General features: G+C 72.1%; 18 protein-coding genes. 6 read left to right on the plus strand and 12 right to left on the minus strand.

Translation table 11 applies throughout. The features are described from left to right. Positions 1–9: 9 nt before the first annotated feature. The 7 genes from ACFVDP_RS12845 to ACFVDP_RS12875 all read right to left on the minus strand — a co-directional run bounded on the left by ACFVDP_RS12845 (position 10) and on the right by ACFVDP_RS12875 (position 7,755). On the minus strand, positions 10–735 hold the full coding sequence (locus ACFVDP_RS12845; RefSeq protein ID WP_383487703.1) for an aspartate/glutamate racemase family protein: 726 nt from the start codon (positions 733–735) through the stop codon (positions 10–12). A gap of 34 nt (positions 736–769) precedes the next feature. Then, positions 770–2,272 (minus strand): NCS1 family nucleobase:cation symporter-1, encoded by a 1,503-nt coding sequence (locus ACFVDP_RS12850; RefSeq protein WP_383487705.1) that lies wholly within the window; start codon positions 2,270–2,272, stop codon positions 770–772. A gap of 158 nt (positions 2,273–2,430) precedes the next feature. Beyond that, positions 2,431–3,009, minus strand: a complete 579-nt coding sequence (locus ACFVDP_RS12855) for an isochorismatase family protein (protein ID WP_383487708.1) — start codon at positions 3,007–3,009, stop codon at positions 2,431–2,433. 61 nt (positions 3,010–3,070) lie between these two features. Beyond that, positions 3,071–4,381 carry an MFS transporter gene (locus tag ACFVDP_RS12860; RefSeq protein WP_383488541.1) on the minus strand — a complete coding sequence of 437 codons (1,311 nt, stop codon included), beginning with the start codon at positions 4,379–4,381 and terminating at the stop codon, positions 3,071–3,073. Between the two features lie 74 nt (positions 4,382–4,455). Beyond that, complete coding sequence (locus ACFVDP_RS12865; protein ID WP_383487711.1) at positions 4,456–4,914, minus strand: MarR family winged helix-turn-helix transcriptional regulator; 459 nt, start codon at positions 4,912–4,914, stop codon at positions 4,456–4,458. A 265-nt stretch (positions 4,915–5,179) separates the two neighbouring features. After that, positions 5,180–5,992, minus strand: coding sequence for a MerR family transcriptional regulator (locus ACFVDP_RS12870; RefSeq protein ID WP_383487714.1), 813 nt, complete (start codon positions 5,990–5,992; stop codon positions 5,180–5,182). Between the two features lie 86 nt (positions 5,993–6,078). Further along, positions 6,079–7,755: a glycoside hydrolase family 13 protein gene (locus ACFVDP_RS12875; protein ID WP_383487717.1), complete on the minus strand. Its 1,677-nt coding sequence runs from the start codon at positions 7,753–7,755 to the stop codon at positions 6,079–6,081. A gap of 210 nt (positions 7,756–7,965) precedes the next feature. Here ACFVDP_RS12875 and ACFVDP_RS12880 point away from each other — a divergent pair, with 210 nt between their 5' ends. Both ACFVDP_RS12880 and ACFVDP_RS12885 read left to right on the plus strand, forming a co-directional pair. Beyond that, the gene (locus ACFVDP_RS12880) at positions 7,966–8,451 is read left to right on the plus strand and encodes an Lrp/AsnC family transcriptional regulator (protein WP_383487719.1); all 486 of its coding nucleotides are present in this window, start codon (positions 7,966–7,968) and stop codon (positions 8,449–8,451) included. 34 nt (positions 8,452–8,485) lie between these two features. Then, entirely contained in the window at positions 8,486–9,193 is a 708-nt protein-coding gene (locus tag ACFVDP_RS12885; RefSeq protein WP_383487722.1) for an HAD family hydrolase, read from the plus strand. 31 nt (positions 9,194–9,224) lie between these two features. On the opposite strand, the gene ACFVDP_RS12890 is transcribed toward ACFVDP_RS12885, so the two are convergent. Next, on the minus strand, positions 9,225–9,869 hold the full coding sequence (locus tag ACFVDP_RS12890) for a TetR/AcrR family transcriptional regulator (protein WP_383487725.1): 645 nt from the start codon (positions 9,867–9,869) through the stop codon (positions 9,225–9,227). A 98-nt stretch (positions 9,870–9,967) separates the two neighbouring features. On the opposite strand from ACFVDP_RS12890, the gene ACFVDP_RS12895 reads away from it, so the two are divergent. Together ACFVDP_RS12895 and ACFVDP_RS12900 are read left to right on the plus strand one after the other, a co-directional pair. Next, positions 9,968–13,090, plus strand: a complete 3,123-nt coding sequence (locus ACFVDP_RS12895; RefSeq protein WP_383487727.1) for a carboxyl transferase domain-containing protein — start codon at positions 9,968–9,970, stop codon at positions 13,088–13,090. A 44-nt stretch (positions 13,091–13,134) separates the two neighbouring features. Then, on the plus strand, positions 13,135–14,121 hold the full coding sequence (locus ACFVDP_RS12900) for a Ppx/GppA family phosphatase (protein ID WP_383487730.1): 987 nt from the start codon (positions 13,135–13,137) through the stop codon (positions 14,119–14,121). Positions 14,122–14,662: 541 nt separating this feature from the next. On the opposite strand, the gene ACFVDP_RS12905 is transcribed toward ACFVDP_RS12900, so the two are convergent. From ACFVDP_RS12905 to ACFVDP_RS12915, 3 genes are all read right to left on the minus strand, one after another. Next, entirely contained in the window at positions 14,663–15,709 is a 1,047-nt protein-coding gene (locus ACFVDP_RS12905; protein ID WP_383487732.1) for an LLM class flavin-dependent oxidoreductase, read from the minus strand. After that, entirely contained in the window at positions 15,709–16,230 is a 522-nt protein-coding gene (locus ACFVDP_RS12910; RefSeq protein ID WP_383487735.1) for an SRPBCC family protein, read from the minus strand. The genes ACFVDP_RS12905 and ACFVDP_RS12910 overlap by 1 nt, the downstream gene beginning before the upstream one ends. 100 nt (positions 16,231–16,330) lie before the next feature. Further along, positions 16,331–16,828 (minus strand): winged helix-turn-helix transcriptional regulator, encoded by a 498-nt coding sequence (locus ACFVDP_RS12915; RefSeq protein ID WP_383487738.1) that lies wholly within the window; start codon positions 16,826–16,828, stop codon positions 16,331–16,333. A 145-nt stretch (positions 16,829–16,973) separates the two neighbouring features. Between ACFVDP_RS12915 and ACFVDP_RS12920 the strand changes: the two genes are divergently transcribed. Both ACFVDP_RS12920 and ACFVDP_RS12925 read left to right on the plus strand, forming a co-directional pair. Then, a complete protein-coding gene (locus ACFVDP_RS12920) occupies positions 16,974–17,831 on the plus strand; it encodes an AAA family ATPase (RefSeq protein ID WP_383487740.1) in 858 nt (285 codons plus the stop codon). After that, the gene (locus ACFVDP_RS12925; RefSeq protein ID WP_383487743.1) at positions 17,828–19,174 is read left to right on the plus strand and encodes a VWA domain-containing protein; all 1,347 of its coding nucleotides are present in this window, start codon (positions 17,828–17,830) and stop codon (positions 19,172–19,174) included. The genes ACFVDP_RS12920 and ACFVDP_RS12925 overlap by 4 nt, the downstream gene beginning before the upstream one ends. Before the next feature lie 3 nt (positions 19,175–19,177). Here the strand turns inward: ACFVDP_RS12925 and ACFVDP_RS12930 are convergent, their stop codons facing one another. After that, a complete protein-coding gene (locus ACFVDP_RS12930; RefSeq protein WP_383487746.1) occupies positions 19,178–20,236 on the minus strand; it encodes a PucR family transcriptional regulator in 1,059 nt (352 codons plus the stop codon). Between the last annotated feature and the right edge of the window lie 37 nt (positions 20,237–20,273).

The following is a 20,273-nucleotide window of genomic DNA, read 5'->3' on the forward strand; positions in this document are numbered from 1 at the left end:
GGCACGTCATCAGCTGGTGCGTGGCGGCCAGTTGCGGATCTGCTTGGGACGCGGCGGCGCGTAGGTGCGCACCTTCGACGTGGTGAGGCCGAGCCGCACCAGGGACTCGGCGATGGTGACGGCCGCGGCCACCCCGTCGACGACGGGGACGCCGGTGCGGGCGACGACCTGTTCGGTGAGGCCGGCCATGCCGCCGCAGCCGAGGCAGATGACCTCGGCGCGGTCCGACTCGACGGCGGCGACGGCCTGTTCGACGATCGCGGCGACGGCGGCGTCCGGGTCGGCCTCCAGGGCGAGTACGGGCAGTCCGCTGGCGCGGACGGAGGCGAGCCGGTCGGTGAGGCCCGCCAGCTTGAGCCGGTCCTCGATGAGCGGCACGGCCCGGTCGAGGGTGGTGACGACGGAGTACTTGTGGCCGAGGAACTGGGCGGTGCTCGCGGCGGCCTCGGTGATGTCGACGACCGGAACGTCGAGGAGTTCCTGGAGTCCCTCGCGGCCGTGTTCGCCGTATCCGGCCTGGATGACGGCGTCGTACGGCTCGCGGTAGGCGCGCACCTTCTCCATGACGGCGACGGCGGCGAGGTAGCTCTCGTAGTTGCCCTCGCAGGACTCGGCGCCGAAGTCCGGTGTGAGCGGGACTATTTCGGTGCCCGGCGCGGCGACGGCCTCGGCCTGCCGGCCGATGCTCTCCGTCATCGATGCGGTGGTGTTGACGTTCACTACGAGGATGCGCATGGGGGTTCTCCAGGAAGGCGCCGGGAAGCGGCGGTCACTCGGCGGCGACGGCGATGGGCTCGCCGTCGACGTGGTCGTAGGTCTGCGTGCGGTCGCTCACGAGCAGGTACAGCCCGGCGGCGAGCAGCGCACCGATGAACCATGAGAAGCCCGCGATGCCCGAGAAGAAGGGGACGAGGGCGACGACGACGGCGCACCCGGCGGCCGGGACGAAGGCGCCGATGGCCTTCGGGTTGACTCCGCGCCGGTAGTGGTAGGTGCCGGCCGGGTCCTCGGTGTACAGGTGCGGGACGTTGATCTGGGCCTTGCGCAGGAGCCAGTAGTCGGCCATGACGACGCCGAAGACGGGGCCGAGCAGGGCGCCGAGTCCGCCGAGGAAGTAGGTGACGGCGACCGGGCTGTCGTACAGGTTCCACGGCAGGATGACCAGGCCGACGACGGCGCTGACCAGGCCCGCGCTGCGGAAGTTGAGGCGCTGCGGGAAGAGGTTGACCAGCATGTAGACGGGGGCGACGAAGTTGGCGAGGAGGTTCACCGCGACCGTCAGCATCAGCAGGGCGAGGCAGGCGAGGGCGAGCAGCGCCGTGCTGGGGATGGTGCGCACGATGTCGGTGGGGCTGGTGATGACCTCGCCGTCGAGGCGGAACTGGGCGCCGCTGAGCACGGCGGCGATGCCCGCGAAGAACAGCATGTTCACGGGGATGCCGATGAGGTTGCCGCGCACGATGGCCCGCTGGGAGGTCGCGGAGCGGGTGAAGTCGCAGAAGTTGAGGACGAACGTGCCGTAGACGACGACCCACAGGGCGGCGGCCTCGAAGATGTGCAGCCACTGGGCGCCGCCGGTGAAGTGGGTGTCGCCGCTGAGGGCGATCGACCCGTCGGCCTTGACGAACATCCACACCGCGAGCGCCAGCATGGTGACGAGGACGGTGGGGGCGGCGATCGCCATGTAGCGGCGGATGACCTGCATCCCGAAGCTGACGATGAGGACCTGCACCAGCCACAGGGCGAGGAAGGAGATCCAGCCGAGCGTGGACAGGCCGAGGAAGGAGTTCGTGTCGTACGTGGCCACGCCCGGCCAGAGCGCCTTCAGGAGGGTGCGCAGCACCTGGGAGGCGAGATAGGTCTGGATGCCGAACCAGGCGATGGCGACGGCTCCCCTGACCACGGCGGGCAGTTGGGAGCCGCGCACACCGAAGGCGATCCGGCTCATCACCGGGAACGGGACACCGGTGCGGTGTCCCATCCGTCCGGAGAGGGTGAGCAGTGCGAACAGCAGCGCCGAGGCGATGGCGAACGCGATGAGGATGTCCCACACGCTCATACCGAGCGCGAACAGTCCGATGGCGAAGGCGTAGTTGCCGAGGCTGTGCACGTCGTTGCCCCAGAGGGTGAAGACGTTGTACGCGCCCCAGCTGCGGCCCTGCGTCTTGGTGGGAGCCAGATCGTGGTGGTAGAGGCGGGGGCTGATGTGCACCCCGGCCGCCGTCACGGGCTCCGGGGCCGGGGGTGAGGTCCGTTGCTCAGCAGTGGCCATCGAAGACCCCTCCCGTTCCGCTATACGAAATGAATCTTCCGTTGCTGCGGAGTGGACGTTACGGGTGGGGTTTTCAGCAGGTCAACAGATTCCGGCCGGTGATCACTTGGTGAAAAACGCCATACTGCACAGGACTTGCGTGTGTGATCGTCCAAGGATTAATGCACGGGGAGGAGCTTCAGGACGTCGTCCGTCGTCCCGGTCTCGCCGAGGCGCGGGAAGATCCGCTCGACGCTGTTGCGGTGCGCCTCCGCGTCCATGTCGGTCATGGCGTCCGTGGCGAGGGTGACGTGGTAGCCGTGCTCGTGGGCGGCGCGGGCGGTGGAGTCCACGCCGATGCTGGTCGCGACGCCGGTCACGACGACCTGGGTGATGCCGCGGCGGCGCAGGTGCAGGTCGAGGTCGGTGCCGTAGAAGGCGGACCAGTTCCGCTTGGTGACGACGATGTCCTCGGGGTGTCCGGCGAGCACGTCGACGACCTGGTCCCAGCCGGCGGGCGGGTTCGCGGTGCGCGGCGCCCGCTCGGTGCGGCCGGGGACGACGTCGCCGCCGTCCGCCGCGAAGGAGACGCGGACGAGGACGACCGGGAGGCCCGCGGCGCGGAAGGCGTCGGCGAGCCGCACGTTGCGCTCCACGACGTCCGAGGTGGCGTACGGGGCGCCGGGGATGCCGACGACGCCGTTCTGCAGGTCGACCACGACGAGTGCGGTACGGGGGTCGAGAGTGGTGAGGGCCATGCTGAACTCACTTTCCTTATAAGGGGGTTGCTGCCGGGGGGGGAATGCGGCGGGGAAGGTCTCAGGTGTCGCGCCCGACGCGGGCGAGCGAGCGGTCGGCGACGCTCGCCACCAGGCACAGCGCGGCCACGCCGATGAGCATCCAGGCCATGCTGTGCAGCCCGGCGCTGGTGGCGCCGTCGCGGAAGAACGCGGCGTTGGCGGCGGAGGCGAGCAGGGCGCCGAGGTAGGTGAAGGTGCGCAGCAGTCCGGACGACGAGCCCATCCGGGCCGGGTCCGCCTGTGCGTACAGGGCGTTCTGGTTGGCGAGCCCGATGAGTCCCTGCGGGACGCCGAAGAGCAGGCCGACGACGGCCAGCAGCCAGACGGGGCTGTCGCCGCCCAGGGGCAGCAGGGCCGCGCAGCCGATGAGCTGGACGACCGCTCCGACGGCGAGCTTGCCGCGGATCTCGCGGCGGCGGCCGGTGAGGACGGTGACGGCGACGCCCATGGCGGACATCGGCAGCAGGAGCAGTCCGGCCTGCGACGCGCTCAGCCCGCGCCCTTCCTGGAGCCACTGACCGTAGCCGTACAGGAAGGCGTACGAGGTGGTGTACGCGAGGAGCTGGCGGCCGTAGGTGGCCAGGAGCGGGGTGTTGCCGCGCAGGACGTGCAGGTCGATGAAGGGCTCGGCGACGCCGTGCTCACGGCGGACGAACCAGGCGCCGGCGGCGAGGCCGAGCGCGGGCAGGTACCAGTGGGCGAGGCCCGGTTCCATCAGGAACAGCATGAACGCGGTGAGCGCGGCGGCGAACAGCAGCATGCCCGGCACGTCGGTGCGTCCTGGCGCTCCCTTCGGCGCGCCCTTGGGCAGCCGGCGGGCACCGAGGAACAGGCAGATCACGGACAGTGGCACATTGATGGCGAAGATCAGGTGCCAGCCGCCGAGGCCGATCAGGACTCCGCCGAGCGTCGGCCCGACGACGGCGATGACCTGCCCGGAGGCGGTCAGCGCGGCGAGGATTCCGCTGGGGCTCTTCAGCCCGGTGCGCTCCGACTCCGAGCGCAACAGGGACATCGACGCCGGGTACGCGGCGGAGGTGCCGAAGCCGAGCAGGACCCGGGACAGCACGAGCACCCACAGGCTCGGCGCGAGGACGCCGAGCAGTCCGGCGACGCCGACGAGGGCGGTGCCGATCAGGTAGAGCAGGCGCGGCCCGAACGCGTCGACGAGACGCCCGATGACCGGCTGGCCGACGGCCGTGGCGAGGTAGAGGCCCGAGACGAGCCAGGCGGTCTGCGACGGCGGCACGCCGAAGGCGTGGCCGATCGGGACCAGCGCCACCGCGAGCATCGAGGAGTTGATCGGGTTGAGGACCGTGCCCAGGATCATCGGCGCGACGAGGCGGCGGTCGAAGCCGCCGGGGTCGCCGGTCCGGGCCCGCCTGACGCGCTCGGCTATACCGGTCACGCCTGCGCCACCTCGTCGAGCAGGGCCATGGCGGTGATCACCGCGCGCACCTGCTCCTCGGTCCCGCGCTCGTCCAGGGCCCGGGCGAGCCAGGCACGGCGGGCCTCCCGGTCGTCCTGGCGTCGCTCCAGACCGGGCCCGGTGAGGGTGACGAGCTGGCGGCGTCCGTCGGCGGGGTCGGGGTGCCGCTCGACGAGTCCGGCCGTCTCCAGGGCGATCACGGTCTTGGCCATGGACTGCGGCCGCACGCCCTCGACCGCGGCGAGGTCGCTCGCGGAGGCGGGGCCGATCTTGTCGAGGCGGGCGAGGACGGAGGCCTGCCCCGGGGAGAGGTCGCTCTCCCCGTCCACGCCTCCGAGCAGGGACTGGAGCTTGCGGCGGAGCCGTCCGACCACCACCCACACCTCGGCGGCCGCCTGGACGGCGGCCTCGGAGGGTTCTTCCTTGTCGGTCATGCCTCCACCGTAGATCGACAGCCCAGACTGCGCAATCAAGGCTGCACAGTCTGGGCTGCCCAAGAAGGATGACTCCGGGGCGGGCAGGTCCTAGGGCCTGTCTTCAAACTCCCCTCGTCGCCCGGAGGGCGGCCCCGCGGCGTCTGGTGCGTGCTCTCGGCGCGCCGGGTGCACGGCCTCGTACTGGACGTACTTGGCCTTGCGCCCGGTGCGGCGAGAGTGCGTGCCAGGCGTCGCGGGGCAGAGGGGAGTTTGAAGACAGGCCCTAGGCGAGCGGTTCCTGGAGTTCGGTCACCCACTTGTCGTGGTCGGCCGGGCACTCCAGGCTGATCTCCCGGGGATAGCCGGCGGAGCGGTGACCGTGGGCGTCGATCCAGCGGGCGAGGTGCTGCACGGCGGGCAGTACCGCGTCCATCGCGCCGTGGTGCACGAGCGTCGCCGCGCGTTCGACGGGCGGCAGGTCGAGGACGTGCAGGTCGCCGTCCTCGCGGGGTGCGGCGGACACCTCGACGCCCGCGTGGACGAGGATGCCGCCGCCTGGCGCGTCCTCGTAGCGGGCGATACCGGGCCCGGTGGGCCGGATGCCGGCCGCGTCGAGCCGCCGGAACAGCTCGTCGTAGAGGGGCTGGATGACCGCACTGATGCTGGTCGGTTCGAAGTCGGGGGCGACGGCGGTGAGTTCGGCCACGCGTACGCGCGGCAAATTCTTGACGACGATGTCTTCGGCGGACATGTGTCCCTCGCTCTCGATGGACCGGAGCCGCGCCTCCACCTGGGTCAGCCGGGCCGCGGCCGCCGCCATCTCCGCCTCCAGGTCGGCGCGGCGCATCCGCAGCATGACGCGCAGCTCTCCGGTGTCGACCTTCTCGTCGAGGATCTCCCCCACCTGTTGAAGGGTGAGGCCCAGATCCTTGAGCGCGATGATGCGGTTGAGCCGGGAGAGCTGGGCGGCGGTGTAGTGGCGGTAGCCGGTGGCGGGGTCGACCCGGGCCGGGCGCAGCAGTCCGAGCGCGTCGTAATGGCGCAGCATGCGGACGGATACGCGGCCGTGGCGGGCGAAGTCTCCGATGGTGAACATGATGGGTCTACTCCACGGGCTCACACGGTGTCAGGGTCAAGGCGCGGTCCGGTCCGGCCGACGGGCCGGGTGTCCGCCCGGCGGGATCAGCGGCCTGTCCGCCACCAGACGGTGCAGTCGGCGGGCAGTTCGATCACGCCGTCCTCGACGGTGACCGGACTGGAGGCGAGCAGGACGGTACCGGGGGCGGGGATGCGCACGGGCGTGGCGGTGGTGTTGACCGTGCAGGCGAACCCGGGCCGCTCGAAGTGCAGCAGTCCGGCAGGAGTGTCGTCGTGCCAGGCGACACTGTCGCCCGCACCGAGCCCGGCCTGCGCCCGCCGCACAGCCAGCGCCGTGCGGTACAGCTCCAACGTCGAACCCTCCTGGCCGGACTGCGCCTCCACGCTCAGCTCGCCCCAACTCTCGGGCTGCGGCAGCCAACTGCCACCCTCACCGAAGCCGTACGACGACCCCGTCCGGGTCCACGGGATCGGCACCCGGCAGCCGTCACGGAACCCGTCCTGCCCCTGCGCCCGGAAGAACGAAGGATCCTGACGCACCTCGTCCGGCAGATCGGTGACGTCCGGCAGACCCAACTCCTCGCCCTGGTAGATGTACGCCGATCCCGGCAGCGCCAGCATCAACAGCGTGGCCGCACGGGCCCGCCGCAGGCCGAGTTCACGATCGCCCGCGGTCCTGATCTGCGTCCCCAGCCCCGGCGCGTTCGCGTAGCGCGTCGCATGCCGCGTCACGTCGTGGTTCGACAGCACCCAGGTGGTGGGAGCGCCGACGGGGCGCATGGCGTCGAGGGAGCGGTCGATGGCGGTACGCAGCTCCCCGGCGTCCCAAGACGTGCTCAGATACTGGAAGTTGAAGGCCTGGTGCAGCTCGTCAGGGCGGACGTAGTTGGCCGTGCGCTCCACGGTCGGCGTCCAGGCCTCCGCGACGAAGATCCGCTCGTCGTCGTACTCGTCCAGGATCTTCCGCCATGAACGGTAGATCGCATGCACCCCGTCCTGGTCGAAGAACGGCATGACATCGTTGCCCAACAACTTCAACTGATCGCCACCACCGAGGTCAGGCAGCCCCTCCGCCTTCACCAGCCCGTGCGCGACATCGATCCGGAACCCGTCCACCCCCATGTCGAGCCAGAACCGCAGGATCGACCGGAACTCGTCCGCGACCGCCGGATGCTCCCAGTTCAGATCCGGCTGCTCGGGCGCGAACAGGTGCAGGTACCACTCGCCGTCCGCAAGCCGCGTCCACGCCGGACCACCGAAGATCGACTCCCAGTCGTTGGGCGGCAGTTCGCCGTTCTCACCCTTGCCCGCACGGAAGTGGTAGCGCTCCCGCACCGGCGATCCAGGCCCCTCCGCCACCGCCCGCTTGAACCACTCGTGCTGATCCGAGGAATGATTCGGCACCAGGTCCACGATGATCCGCAGGCCCAGCCCGTGCGCGTCCCGGATCACCGCATCCGCGTCCAGCAGCGTGCCGTACATCGGATCGACGGCCCGGTAATCCGCGACGTCGTATCCGCCGTCCGCCTGCGGAGAGGCATAGAACGGCGACAGCCACACCGCGTCCACCCCCAGCTCCCTCAGATACGGCAGACGCCGCCGGATCCCCTCCAGATCACCCGTGCCGTCGCCGTCACTGTCGGCGAAACTGCGCGGATACACCTGATAGATGACCGCGTCCCGCCACCAGTCGGCGGCCTCGCGGATCGTGGTGGCGGACGGAGGAGGCACGAGCGCCTGGTCCGTGGGTTGCTGATTCATCCGGACAAGGTAGAAGACGGTGGTCATCGAAGGGCGCTGAACGCGCGGGCACGCCCCGGCCGCCACGTGGGCATGCCTGATCATGAGCGAGAGGCCACTGGTGCATCATGGCGGGGCGCTCACTGACCAACGGCCACAGGCAGCATTCTGTACTGATCCATTGGTACAGTCGGAGTTGATCGACCAGCTCATCCGAAGGAGCCGTCGCCGATGGCCGTGGACCAGCTCGACACCCGTATCCTGCGGCTCCTCCTCGAGCAGCCGCGCACCAGCGTCCGCGAGTACGCGCGAATCCTCGGGGTGGCCCGCGGCACGCTCCAGGCCCGGCTCGACCGGCTGGAGCGGGACGGTGTGATCACCGGTGCCGCGCCCGCCCTCTCCCCCGCCGCGCTCGGCCACCCGGTGCTCGCCTTCGTGCACATCGAGGTGACACAGGGCCACCTGGCCGATGTCGCCGACGGCTTGGCCGGTGTCCCGGAGATCATCGAGGCGCACTCGATCACCGGCGGCGGCGATCTCCTGGCCCGGGTCGCGGCCCGTGACGCCGCGCACCTGGAGGACGTCGTCCAGCAGCTCAACCGGCTGCCCGGCGTGGTCCGCACCCGCACCGAGGTGGCGCTGCGCGAGCGGGTCCCGCACCGGCTGCTGCCGCTCGTCGAGTCGGTCGGCAGGGCGGCGGCAGCGGACCGCAGGTGATCACTCGGGGCCGCTGTCCTGCATGCTGGAAGGCATGACCGACCTCACCCGCCCCTTCCGTGGCACCGCCGTCGTCTTCGACCTCGACGGCACGCTCGTCGACAGCGAGCCCAACTACTACCGGGCGACCCTCGGCACGCTGGCCCGTCACGGCATCACGGACTACACCTGGGCGGACAACGAGACGTACGTCGGCATCTCCACCCTGGAGTCGATCGGCCTGTGGAAGCGGCGGTACGGCATCGAGGCGCCCGTCTCCGAACTGCTCGACGACCTCAACACCCGCTACCTCGACCTGGCGCGCGCCGACACCCATGTCTTCCCGCAGATGCGGCTGTTCGTGGAGCGTCTGCACGCGGCCGGGGTGCCGATGATCGTGGCGTCGGGTTCGTCGCCCGAGGCCATCGAGGCGATCCTCACCGGCACCGGCCTCGGCGGGCAGCTGTCGCGGTACGTCTCGGCGGACGAGGTCCCGCACGGCAAACCGGCGCCCGACGTGTTCCTCGAAGCGGCCCGCCGCCTGGACGTGCCGCCCGCGCGGTGCGTGGTCCTGGAGGACGCCGCACCGGGCGCCCGCGCCGCCCACGCGGCGGGCATGCGCTGCATCGCGGTGCCGTACGTGGCCGCGCAGGCGGACGATCCGGCGTTCACGGCGGCGGACCTGCTCTTCAAGGGCGGCCAGGAGGAGTTCACTGCGCGGGCCGCGTGCGACTGGCTCGAACGGTCGGCTCCGTCGTCCTGATCATTCCGGTTGGGCGCTTTGCTGTCGCTCGCTACCGCTGGGCCGAGGCTTCGACGCCGAGAAGGTTCAGGTACATGGTGGTGACGTCCCGTACCGCCGCGTCGTACGAGGCCGGGCGCGCCGCCACCGTGCGGGCGAACTCCACGCTCATGCCGCCGACGGCACGGGACAGGGTGAGCGGGTCGACGACCGGGCGGGCCCGCCCCTCGGCCGCGACCCGGCGCACGTAGCGGGCCGCGCGGCGCACCGGCCGCTCGCGGATCTCCTCCCACAGCGCACGCACCTCGGCGTCCCCCCGCGCCTGCTGCTCCAGGAGGCCGAGCAGCGGCAGATGGCGGGCGTAGGCGGCGATGAACGCGGCCGTCGACGCCTCGGCGACCGCCGCCACGTCGTCGGTGTCCACACCCGGTACGTCCTGCGCGGCGAGGAACGCGTCCCGCACCCGCCGCGCCAGCACCCGGAACACCTCGTCCTTCGACGCGAAGTAGACGTAGAAGCCGGCCCGCGACACCTCGGCCTCCGCGGTGATGTCGGCGATGGTCGCGGGCCCGAACCCGAGCCGCCCGAACACCGCCTCCGCCGCGTCGAGGAGCCGGCCGCGGGCGGGTGCGTCCGTGCGGTCGCGGGCGGTGCGGGTCGCCCATTCCTGTGCCGCCTGCCGTCTCTGTGCTGCCACAGCGTCAGAGTATTGACGTTGACGTCAGTGTCAATGAGCATGTCGGAGCCCGTCCAACGCCGCTTCTCCCGCCCGCACCACTTCCTCCGGAGGGTTCCATGGGATCTGCCGCCGTACTCGTCGCCAACCGGGGCGAGATCGCCGTCCGGGTGCTGCGCGCCGCCGCCGATCTCGGGCTGCGCGCGGTCGCCGTGCACGAGCCGGGGGACGACGCGCATGTGCGGCGGGCCGACGACGTGGTCCCGCTCGCCGCGGGCGGCTATCTGGACGCGGCGGCACTGGTGGCCGCCGCCCGCCGGTCGGGCTGCGGGTTTCTGCATCCGGGGTACGGGTTCCTGAGCGAGTCGGCGGAGCTCGCGCGGCGCTGCGCCGAGGCGGGCGTCGTGTTCGTCGGTCCGTCGCCGCAGGCCCTGGAGCTGTTCGGGGACAAGGCGCGGGCCCGCGCGCTGGCCGTCGGGGCCGGGGTGCCGGTGCTGCCCGGCACGGACGGCGCGACGAGCCTGGAGCAGGCGCGGGCGTTCCTCGCGGACGGGCCGGTGATGGTGAAGGCGGTCGGCGGGGGCGGCGGGCGCGGGATGCGGGTCGTACGGACCGAAGGCGAGCTTCCCGAGGCCTGGGAGCGCTGCCGTTCGGAGGCTCAACAAGGCTTCGGACGCGACGAGTTGTATGTGGAGCGCCTGTGGGAGGGGGCCCGCCACATCGAGGTGCAGATCGTGGCCGACGGCGCGGGCGCGGTGGGACACCTGTGGGAGCGGGACTGCAGCGCGCAGCGCCGCCATCAGAAACTCGTCGAGATCGCGCCGGCGCCCGCGCTCGACGCGGCGGTACGGGACCGGCTCGTCGACGCCGCGCTCGGCCTCGCCCGCGCCGCCCGATACCAGGGGCTCGGCACCGTCGAATTTCTCGTCCGGGACGAGGAGTTCGTGTTCATCGAGGCCAATCCGCGGCTCCAGGTGGAGCACACGGTGACGGAGGAGGTGACGGGCGTCGACCTCGTCGCGGCGCAGTTGCGCATCGCCGCGGGCGACACCCTCGCCGCTCTCGGACTCGACGTGCCGCCGCCGGTCCGTGGCTTCGCGGTGCAGGTGCGGGTGAACGCCGAGGTGACGGACCCGGACGGGTCGGTGCGGCCGTCGGCCGGCCGGATCACCCGGTACGACGTGCCGACGGGCCCGGGGATCCGGGTCGACACCGCCGCGCGCACCGGCACGGAGATCGGGGCGCGCTACGACTCGCTGCTCGCGAAGGTCGTCGCACACGCGCCTCAGGGCGGCTTCGCGGCGGCGTGCGCAAGGGCCGGGCGCGCCCTGGACGAGTTCACGGTGGAGGGCGTGCGGACCTCGATCCCCGTACTGGGCGGTCTTCTTGCGCACCCCGGGTTCACGGCGGGCGGCATCGACACGGGCTTCGTGCGGCGTCATCTGCCCGAGCTGGTCCCCGCCTGCGCGCTGCCGGACACGGCCGACGCCGAGCCGGGCACGGTCACGGCACCGATGAGCGGCACGGTCACGTCAATCGAGGTGGAGACCGGTCAACTGGTCTCCACCGGTGCGGTGTTGCTGGTGCTGGAAGCCATGAAGATGGAGCACGTGGTGCGGGCCGACCGCTCCGGAGTCGTCCGGGCCGTGCGCGCGGGAGTCGGGGAGACCGTCGCGGAAGGTGCGGAGCTGGTACTCCTGGACGTGACGCAGGACGGCCCCGAGCAGCTGGAGGCGACGGCCGACCTGGACCCCGACCTGGTGCGGTCCGACCTCGCCGAGACGCGGGCGCGGCACGCGTTCGGGCTCGACGAGAACCGGCCCGAGGCCGTCGCCAAGCGGCACGCCGGCGGACGCCGCACCGCCCGCGAGAACATCGAGGAGCTGTGCGACCCGGGCTCGTTCACCGAGTACGGGGCACTCGCCGTCGCGGCGCAGCGGCAGCGCCGTCCGCTGGCGGAGCTGATCCGGGCGACACCCGCCGACGGCATGGTCACCGGCACCGGCCGGATCTGCGGCGCGGCGGCCGTCGTGATGTCGTACGACTACACCGTGCTCGCCGGGACGCAGGGCCACAACAACCACCGCAAGACCGACCGGATGCTGCAACTCGCCGAGGAGCGCGGGCTGCCCGTCGTGCTGTTCGCGGAAGGGGGCGGCGGGCGGCCCGGCGACACCGACACCACCGTCGTGGCGGGCCTGAACGTGCCGACGTTCCACCGGATGGCGCGGCTCAGCGGGCGGGTGCCGCTGGTCGGCATCGCGTCCGGCCGCTGCTTCGCGGGCAACGCGGCGCTGCTCGGCTGCTGCGACGTCGTGATCGCGACCCCGGAGGCGAACATCGGCATGGGCGGCCCCGCGATGATCGAGGGCGGCGGGCTCGGTGTGTACCGGCCGGAGGAGATCGGGCCGCTGTCGGTGCAGGTGCCGAACGGGGTGGTGGACCTGCCGGTCGCCGACGAGGCGGAGGCCGTCCGCGCGGCCCGCACCTACCTCTCGTACTTCCAGGGTGCGCAGGAGAGTTGGGAGGCACCGGACCAGCGGATGCTGCGGCATGCCGTGCCCGAGAACCGGCGGCGGGCCTACGACATCCGGGCCGCGATCGACGGGCTCGCCGACACGGGATCGGTCCTTGAGCTGCGGCGCGGTTTCGGCGCCGGGATCGTCACCGCGCTCGTGCGGATCGAGGGCCGGCCGCTCGGCCTGGTCGCCAACAACCCGTCCCATCTGGGCGGGGCCGTCGACCGGGACGCCGCCGACAAGGCCGCCCGATTTCTGCGCCGGTGCGAGGCGTCCGGGCTGCCGGTGGTCTCGCTCTGCGACACGCCCGGGTTCATGGTCGGCCCGGATGCCGAACGCACGGCGACGGTACGGCAGTTCGCGGACCTGTTCGTCGCGGGCGCGCGGCTGACGACGCCGCTGGTCTGTCTCGTGCTGCGCAAGGCGTACGGGCTCGGCGCGATGGCGATGATGGGCGGTTCGACGCAGGCGCCGCTCGCGACGGCGGCCTGGCCGAGCGGGGAGTTCGGCGGAATGGGCCTGGAGGGCGCGGTACGGCTCGGCTACCGGCGCGAGCTGGCCGCCATCGCCGACCCGGCCGAGCGGGAGCGGGCCTTCGAGGCGCGCGTCGCCGAGCTGTACGAGCACGGCAAGGCGGTCAACGCGGCCGCCGCGCTGGAGATCGACGCCGTCATCGACCCCGAACGGTCGCGGAGTTGGATACTCTCCGCGCTCGACACCTGAGCGCCGCGGCTTTGCCCGCATCCGAGAGGGGTACTTCGACGATCATGCGAATCAGTGTGGTGGATGTCGGTTCGAACACGGTGCGGCTCGCGATCGCGGATGCCCGGGACGGGGCTCCGCTGCCGGTGCACACGGCCAAGCGGCGGTTACGGCTGTCGGAAGAGGTCGACGGCGACCGCAGACTCGGGCCGCGCGCGGTGCGGCGGATCGTGGAGGCGGTCGCGGAGGCGTGCGCGGAGGCCGAGCGGTGGGGCAGTGACGAGCCGTTCGTGTTCGCCACGGCGATCGTCCGCGACGCGCCCAACCGCGACGAGGTGCTGGATGCCGTGGAGCAGGGCGCGGGCGTACGTCTTCGGTTGCTGCCCGGTGAGGTGGAGGCCGAGCTGACCTTCCTCGCCGCCCGGCGCTGGATGGGCTGGCGGGCGGGGCCGCTCGGGGTGCTCGACATCGGGGGCGGTTCGCTCGAAGTCGCTTTCGGGCGGGGGCGGTTGCCGGACTTCGCGGTGTCGCTGCCGCTCGGGGCGCGACGGCTGACCCGCGAGCATCTGCACGATGCCGAGCTGCCCTGCGAGGAGGAGTTGCGGGCGCTGCGCCGTCACGTGCGGCATCAGCTGCGGGATGTCGCCGCCCGGATCCGCTGGGAGGGGCCCATCACGGCCGCGGCCACGTCGCGTACGTTCACTCAGCTGGCCCGGCTGTGCGGGGCTCCTCCGGGGCGGCACGGGCCCTTTGTGCGGCGGGAGTTGCATCGGGCGGATCTGCGAGGCGCGGTGACGGATCTCGCCGGGTTGCCGGTGCCGCGGCGCGCCGAGCTGCCCGGCATCTCCGCGCCTCGGGCTGCGCAGGCGCTGGCCGGGGCGTTGGTCGGGCACACCGCGATGAAGTTGATGGGGATTCGCCGACTGACGATCTGTCCTTGGGCGATCCGGGAGGGGATTCTGTTGCGGCGGATCGAGGGGGACAGCGCGTGGTGGGCCGATCCCGGGGCCGGTGCCGCTCCGCGGGTGCTGCGCGTGGCCGGCCAACGCTGACCCCCACCTCCCGTCGTGGCTGGTCGCGCAGTTCCCCGCGCCCCTGGGTTGTTTGTCGGCTGACGGCCGGTGGCCGCTTCTCGCGCAGTTCCCCGCGCCCCTGAGTTGTTTGTCGACTGACGGCCGGTGGCCGCTTCTCGCGCAGTTCCCCGCGCCCCTGAGGCAGGCGCTTCGCGCCGCCTCCCCTTGAGGCTGCGCTTCGCGCGCCTCCACCCGAGGCAGGGGGGCGCGCCCCTCCTGAAGGCCGGGGCGCATCTGACCAGGGGCGGGTGGCGCGCCTCTCCTGAAGGTCGGGGGCGTGCTTCTGGGTGAGGGGCGGGGGCCCGTCTCCGGCGGAGGGGCGGGGCGCGTCTCTCGCTGTGGGGCGGGTGGCGCGCCTCTGATGAGATGGCGCACGCAGTGCGCATCTCAGTGGCGCGGGGAACTGCGCGAGAAGCGGCCACCGGGCCGCAGCCGAAGAACTGCCCAGGGGCGCGGGGAACTGCGCGACCAGCCCCCACCGGCCCGCAGACGAACGGCAACCCAGGGGCGAACCCCGCCGTCAGCCGACCTCCCGTACCAGATCGATCGCCCGCCCCAACGTGGCGAGCCGCGCGTTCAGCGAGTCACCCGCCGGGTACAGGCGAACCGTGTTCACCCCGGCGTCCCGCCACACCTTCAACCGGGCCCGCACCATCTCCTCCGTACCGATGAGCGTCGTGGCCAGCACCATCTCGTCGGTCACCAGATCAGCGGCCCCGTCACGATCCCCGGCCTGCCAACGCTCCCGCACCGCCGCGGCCGCTTCCGACCAGCCCTGCCTGCTGTACGCCTGGTTGTAGAAGTTGGTGGAGGCGGATCCCATGCCGCCGAGGCTGAAGGCGAGTTCCTTCTTGCGGCTCGCCACGACGGCCCGCAGGGAATCCTCGTCCTCGGCGAAGTTCACCTCGGCCCCCTGGCAGATGTCCAGGTCGGCACGCGTGCGCCCCGCCAAGGCGAGACCGGCGTCGAGGTGGTCGAAATAGGCCTCCTTGGAGCCCTCGGGAACGAAGCTCGTCCCGAGCCAGCCGTCCGCCACCTCGCCGGTCAGCTTCAGCATCTTCGGCGACAACGTGGCCAGATAGATGGGCAGTTCGTGCTCGGCCCGCATGGACAGCCGCATCGGGCGGGCGTCCCCGCCGGGGAGCGGGAGGGTGAACTCCCGGCCGTCGTAGGCGATCTTCTCGCCGCTCGCCGCCAGCCGCACGATCTCGACGGTCTCCCGCATCCGGGCCAGCGGCCGCGCGAACGGCACCCCGTGCAGACCCTCGATCACCTGGGGACCCGACGGGCCGAGGCCGAGCAGGAAACGGCCCTCCGAGATGTTGGAGAGGGTGATCGCGGCGCGCGCGATGGCGGCCGGGGTGCGGGTGGCGAGCTGGATGATGCCGGAGCCGAGCAGCATGCGTTCGGTGCGGGCCGCCAAGTAGCCCAGCGGGGACGGCGCTTCGGATCCCCACGCCTCGGCGACCCAGCAGATGTCCAGGCCGAGCTTCTCGGCCTCGGTCACGAAGTCGACGGTCTCGCGCCAGTTCCCGCCGGACGCCTCGATGGTCGTAGAGGTACGCATCAGAGGGTTCCGGTCCCTTCGGCGAGGGCCTTCAGCGCGTCGAGCGTGGCACCCATGTTGCGCTCGAACTCCTTGAGCCGCACATGGACGATCTTCTGCTCCTTCTCGGGCATCCGGTCGATGGCGTGACTGAGGCCGGAGCGTCCGGGGCCGAGCTGGACCCATTCCGTCAGATCGGTGGACCCGTCGTCCCGCGCGTCGAGCGTGAACCGCCATACGGCGCTGGGGAGTTCGGGGTCGGACACCGCCCAGGAGAACACCCGGCACGGCGCGCACTCGACGACGTACGACGTGGTCTCCCACTCGCCGAAGGCGGGGTGCCGGCTGCGGCCGACGAACCGGGCGCCGGTCTCGGGCCCGCCCGTCTCCCCCGCCCACTCCGCCGCCTGGAGTTCCTCGCTGAGCCGCGGCATCAGGCCGATGTCCGTGACCAGCTCCCACACCCGCTCCGGCGGCGCGGCGATCACGCGTCGCACCTCGACGGTCGGGGTGTCCGCGTAACGCGCACCCGTCCACTCCATGGTGGTCACCTCTCTGTGTCCGGCGGAAGGCCCTGACCACGAGAGTTTCGTAGATGGACTCACTGCGTCAAGAGGGACAGGCCCCTCGGGCGGGAGTTGTTCAGCGGGTGAAGCGGGCCGCGATGTCGGGGCGCCGGGCGAGCCGCTCCGGGTAGCCGGGGCCCATCCGCGGGCGGGTGTCCGCGGCCGTCATCGGCTCGCCGCAGTCGCCGCACACCACCGCCGCCTCCGCGACCTGCCCGCACCGGTCGTGCTCGAAGACGACGGGCGCGCCCTCCTCGCCGGACAGCCAGCGGTTGCCCCACGCGTTCATGGCGGCGAGGACACCGAAGAAGTCGCGGCCCTTCTCGGTGAGGACGTAGTCGTGGCGGACCGGCGCCGTCTCGTAGGCGCGCTTCTCCATCAGGCCCTCCTCGACCAGGCGGCGCAGCCGCTCGGCGAGGGTGGTGCGGGCGATGCCCAGCTCCTGCTGGAAGACGTCGAAGCGGGTGATCCCGTAGAACGCCTCGCGCAGCACGAGCGGCGTCCACCAGTCGCCCAGGAGGTCCATGGTGCGGGCGATGGAGCAGGGCCAGTCGGCAAAGGAAGTGCGCCTCATGGGGCCAGGATACGGAGGCCGCCTCAGTAGGTCCCTGTACGAGACCCAGCACGTGATGTGCGCCATGAAACCGCCTGACCCGCTTGTCCGCCGCCCGGTGACCTGATCAGCTGGCAGTCCGCGACGCACCGCTCTGGAGGCCCTGTTGTTCACGTCCGTGGACGATGTCACCGCCCGTCTGGCCGAGACCGGTTATCTGGCCTCCCCCGCGGTGGCGACCACCGTCTTCCTCGCCGCGAAACTCGGCAAGCCGCTGCTCGTGGAGGGCCCGGCCGGCGTCGGCAAGACGGAGCTGGCGAAGGCGGTCGCCGCGATCAGCGACGCGCGCCTGATCCGCCTCCAGTGCTACGAGGGCGTCGACGAGTCCCGCGCCCTGTACGAGTGGAACCACGCCAAGCAGTTGCTGCGCATCACCGCCGGGCGCGACGAGTCCTGGGACCAGACGCGCACGGACATCTTCAGCGAGGAGTTCCTGCTGCCGCGCCCGCTGCTCACGGCGATCCGCGGCGACGACGCGAAGGTCCTCCTCATCGACGAGATGGACAAGGCGGACGTGGAGGTCGAGGGGCTGCTGCTCGAAGTGCTCTCCGACTTCCAGGTGACGGTGCCGGAGCTGGGCACGATCGAGGCGACGCGCCGCCCGTTCGTCGTCCTCACCTCGAACGCGTCGCGTGAGCTGTCGGAGGCGCTGCGCCGCCGCTGTCTCTTCCTCCACATCGGCTTCCCCGAGGAGGACCTGGAGCGGCGGATCGTCGCGCTGAAGGTGCCCGAGCTGGACGCGGTCCTCGCCGAGTCGCTGGTGCGGGTCGTGGGCGCGCTGCGCGCGATGGACCTGCGCAAGGTGCCGTCCGTGGCGGAGACGGTCGACTGGGCGCGGACCCTGCTGGCGCTCGGCGCGGACCGGCTCGACGAGGAGGTCGTACGCGCTTCCCTCGGGGTCGTCCTCAAACACCAGGAGGACGTGCAGACGGCCGCGGCCAAGCTCGATCTGGACGCCGTGTGAGCACCGCGGACCGCGTCACCTCCCTCGTCCGGGCGCTGCGCGCGCACGGTGTGCGGATCGGCACCGGCGAGAGCGTGGACGCCGCCCGCGCGATCGCCGCGCTCGGCCTGGACAACCGCGAGCACGTGCGCGAGGGCCTTGCCGCCGCGCTGCTGCACGACCAGGGGCAGCGCGCCGTCTTCGACCCGGTCTTCGACCTGTACTTCCCGCGCGCGGTCGGGGCGCCGGAGCGGCCGTCGGGACCGGCCGACCGCGACGAGCTGCGCGCCCGGCTGGCCGAGGCGCTGGCCGCGCACGACCGGGCCGCGCTCGCCGCCCTCGCGGCGGAGGCCGTGGACGGCTTCGGGGGCTACGACGGCGGCTCGGGCTTCTCCTCGCAGCAGACCCTGGACCGGCTGCGCCCGCAGACGCTGCTCGCACAGATCATGGCGGGGATCCGGGCGGGCGGCGGCGGATCGGGGGCGTTCACCGACCGTATCGAGGCCGACGAGATCCGGCGCCGCATCGAGGAGTTCCGTACGCAGGTGCGCGACGAGGCGCGGCGGAGGGTCGCCGAGGCACGCGACCGGGACGAGGTCGCGCGCCGGATGCCCGTGCAGACGCCGGACCGCACCCTCTTCCTGTACGCGGGCAAGGACCAGCTCGCCGAGCTGCGCAGGACCGTGCACCCGCTGGCCCGCAAGCTCGCCACCCGGCTCGCGGCCCGCAGACGACGGGCGTCCCGCGGCCACATCGATCTGCGCCGCACGCTGCGCGGCTCCCTGTCGACCGGTGGCGTGCCCATGAACCCGGTGCTGCGCAGGCGGCGCCCGTCGCGTCCCGAACTCGTGCTGCTCTGCGACGTGTCCGGCTCGGTCGCGGGGTTCGCGAACTTCACGATGCTGCTGGTGCAGGCGCTCCACGACCAGTTCAGCAAGATCCGGGTGTTCGCCTTCGTCAACCGCATGGACGAGGTCACGGACCTCATCGCCCATGGCGCCGCCGACCCGGAGGGCCTGAGCGGGCGGATCACCGCGGAGGCGACGCTGACCGGCTGGCACGGCAGCAGCGACTACGGCACGGCGCTCGGCGAGTTCGTGGAGCGCTACGGCGCCGCGGTCGGCCCGCGCACCTCCGTGTTCGTCCTCGGCGACGCCCGCAACAACCAGCAGGACCCGAACCTGCCGGCGCTGCGCCGCATCGTCCGCGCCGCCCGCCGCACCTACTGGCTCAACCCCGAGTCACGCGCCCAGTGGGACACAGGCGACTCGGCGGCCGGACTGTACGGCGACGTCGTGGAGATGTACGAGTGCCGCAACGCACGCCAGTTGAGCGCCCTGGTGGGCAGGCTGCTGCCGGTCTAGCGGCTACAGAGGGCGGTTCGGCCAGTCCAGCAGCCGGGCCCCGATCACCGCGGTCTGGAGCGTGTAGCGGGAGACCGGATCGGCGGCGTCGGCGCCGGTCAGTTTGTGGATGCGGGCCAGCCGGTACGTCAGCGCGCGCACGCTCAGCTTCAGCCGGCGGGCCGCTTCGGCGGCGACGCAGCCGGAGTCGAAGTAGGCGGTGAGCGTGTCGATCAGCGGCTGGGCTCCGCCGCGGGCCTGCTGGAGCGGCCCGAGCGTGGAGCGCACGAGGTCCGCCATGGCCTGCCGGTCGCGCGTGAGCACCGGGTAGACGAGCAGGTCGGCGGAGCGCAGCACCGGCTCGTGGAACTCCAGGCGCTCGGCGAGTTCGAGCGTGCTGAGGGCTTCCTCGTAGGACTGGACCACACCGCCGGGGCCGGGCTGGGGGCGGCCGATGGCGACGTGGCCGCCGTCGGTGGCGGCATAGGCCTGCTTGGCGAAGAAGGCGAGGATCTCGTCCTGGTGGCCGGGGGCGACGCAGACGAGGCGGCCGTCCTTGGTGGTGAGCAGGAAGTCCCGGTCTCCGAACCGGCTGATCATCGCCTGCTCCACACCGCGGGCCACGGCGTCGCCCTCGTCGTAGGCGAACTCGCCCTCGGCGACCGCGACCGCGTGCTCGTAGGCGAGCCGCAGCCCGAACCGCTCGGCGCGCTCGGCGAGTTGGCCCATGTCGCTGCGGCCGTAGAGGAGGTCGTCGATGAACTCGCGGCGGGCCGCCTCCTCCTGGCGCATCGCCTGGCGCTGGGCGCGTTCGTAGCCCTCGGCGAAGGCGTCGACGGCCTGTTCGACGGCCGTCATCACGCTGTCCGGGGCGACCGCGCCGGCCGGCCAGTTCGTGCGCGCGCCGGCGAGGTGCGCGGCGATCAGGGCGCGCAGTCCGTATCCGGCGTCGGCGGCCTGTTCGCCGAGTGCGCGGCGGGTGTCGAGTTCGTCGCGGGTGAGGCGGCGGCCGGTTGCGGAGGCGTCGGAGAGCAGCGTGGCGAACCCGTCCAGGTAGTGGTCGGGTATGTCGTGATCGGCCATGGACGCCCTCGCTGTCGTGCTGTGTCGGCTCCGTCTT

This window comes from Streptomyces sp. NPDC057694 (assembly GCF_042799415.1).
GTDB lineage: Bacteria > Actinomycetota > Actinomycetes > Streptomycetales > Streptomycetaceae > Streptomyces.

Coding starts and splice junctions, on each gene's coding strand:
- ACFVDP_RS12845 (WP_383487703.1), bottom strand. CDS start 735: ATGCGCATCCTCGTAGTGAACGTCAACACCACCGCATCGATGACGGAG.
- ACFVDP_RS12850 (WP_383487705.1), bottom strand. CDS start 2,272: ATGGCCACTGCTGAGCAACGGACCTCACCCCCGGCCCCGGAGCCCGTG.
- ACFVDP_RS12855 (WP_383487708.1), bottom strand. CDS start 3,009: ATGGCCCTCACCACTCTCGACCCCCGTACCGCACTCGTCGTGGTCGAC.
- ACFVDP_RS12860 (WP_383488541.1), bottom strand. CDS start 4,381: ATGATCCTGGGCACGGTCCTCAACCCGATCAACTCCTCGATGCTCGCG.
- ACFVDP_RS12865 (WP_383487711.1), bottom strand. CDS start 4,914: ATGACCGACAAGGAAGAACCCTCCGAGGCCGCCGTCCAGGCGGCCGCC.
- ACFVDP_RS12870 (WP_383487714.1), bottom strand. CDS start 5,992: ATGTTCACCATCGGAGACTTCGCCCGCCACGGCCGCGTATCCGTCCGC.
- ACFVDP_RS12875 (WP_383487717.1), bottom strand. CDS start 7,755: ATGAATCAGCAACCCACGGACCAGGCGCTCGTGCCTCCTCCGTCCGCC.
- ACFVDP_RS12880 (WP_383487719.1), top strand. CDS start 7,966: ATGGCCGTGGACCAGCTCGACACCCGTATCCTGCGGCTCCTCCTCGAG.
- ACFVDP_RS12885 (WP_383487722.1), top strand. CDS start 8,486: ATGACCGACCTCACCCGCCCCTTCCGTGGCACCGCCGTCGTCTTCGAC.
- ACFVDP_RS12895 (WP_383487727.1), top strand. CDS start 9,968: ATGGGATCTGCCGCCGTACTCGTCGCCAACCGGGGCGAGATCGCCGTC.
- ACFVDP_RS12900 (WP_383487730.1), top strand. CDS start 13,135: ATGCGAATCAGTGTGGTGGATGTCGGTTCGAACACGGTGCGGCTCGCG.
- ACFVDP_RS12905 (WP_383487732.1), bottom strand. CDS start 15,709: ATGCGTACCTCTACGACCATCGAGGCGTCCGGCGGGAACTGGCGCGAG.
- ACFVDP_RS12910 (WP_383487735.1), bottom strand. CDS start 16,230: ATGGAGTGGACGGGTGCGCGTTACGCGGACACCCCGACCGTCGAGGTG.
- ACFVDP_RS12915 (WP_383487738.1), bottom strand. CDS start 16,828: ATGAGGCGCACTTCCTTTGCCGACTGGCCCTGCTCCATCGCCCGCACC.
- ACFVDP_RS12930 (WP_383487746.1), bottom strand. CDS start 20,236: ATGGCCGATCACGACATACCCGACCACTACCTGGACGGGTTCGCCACG.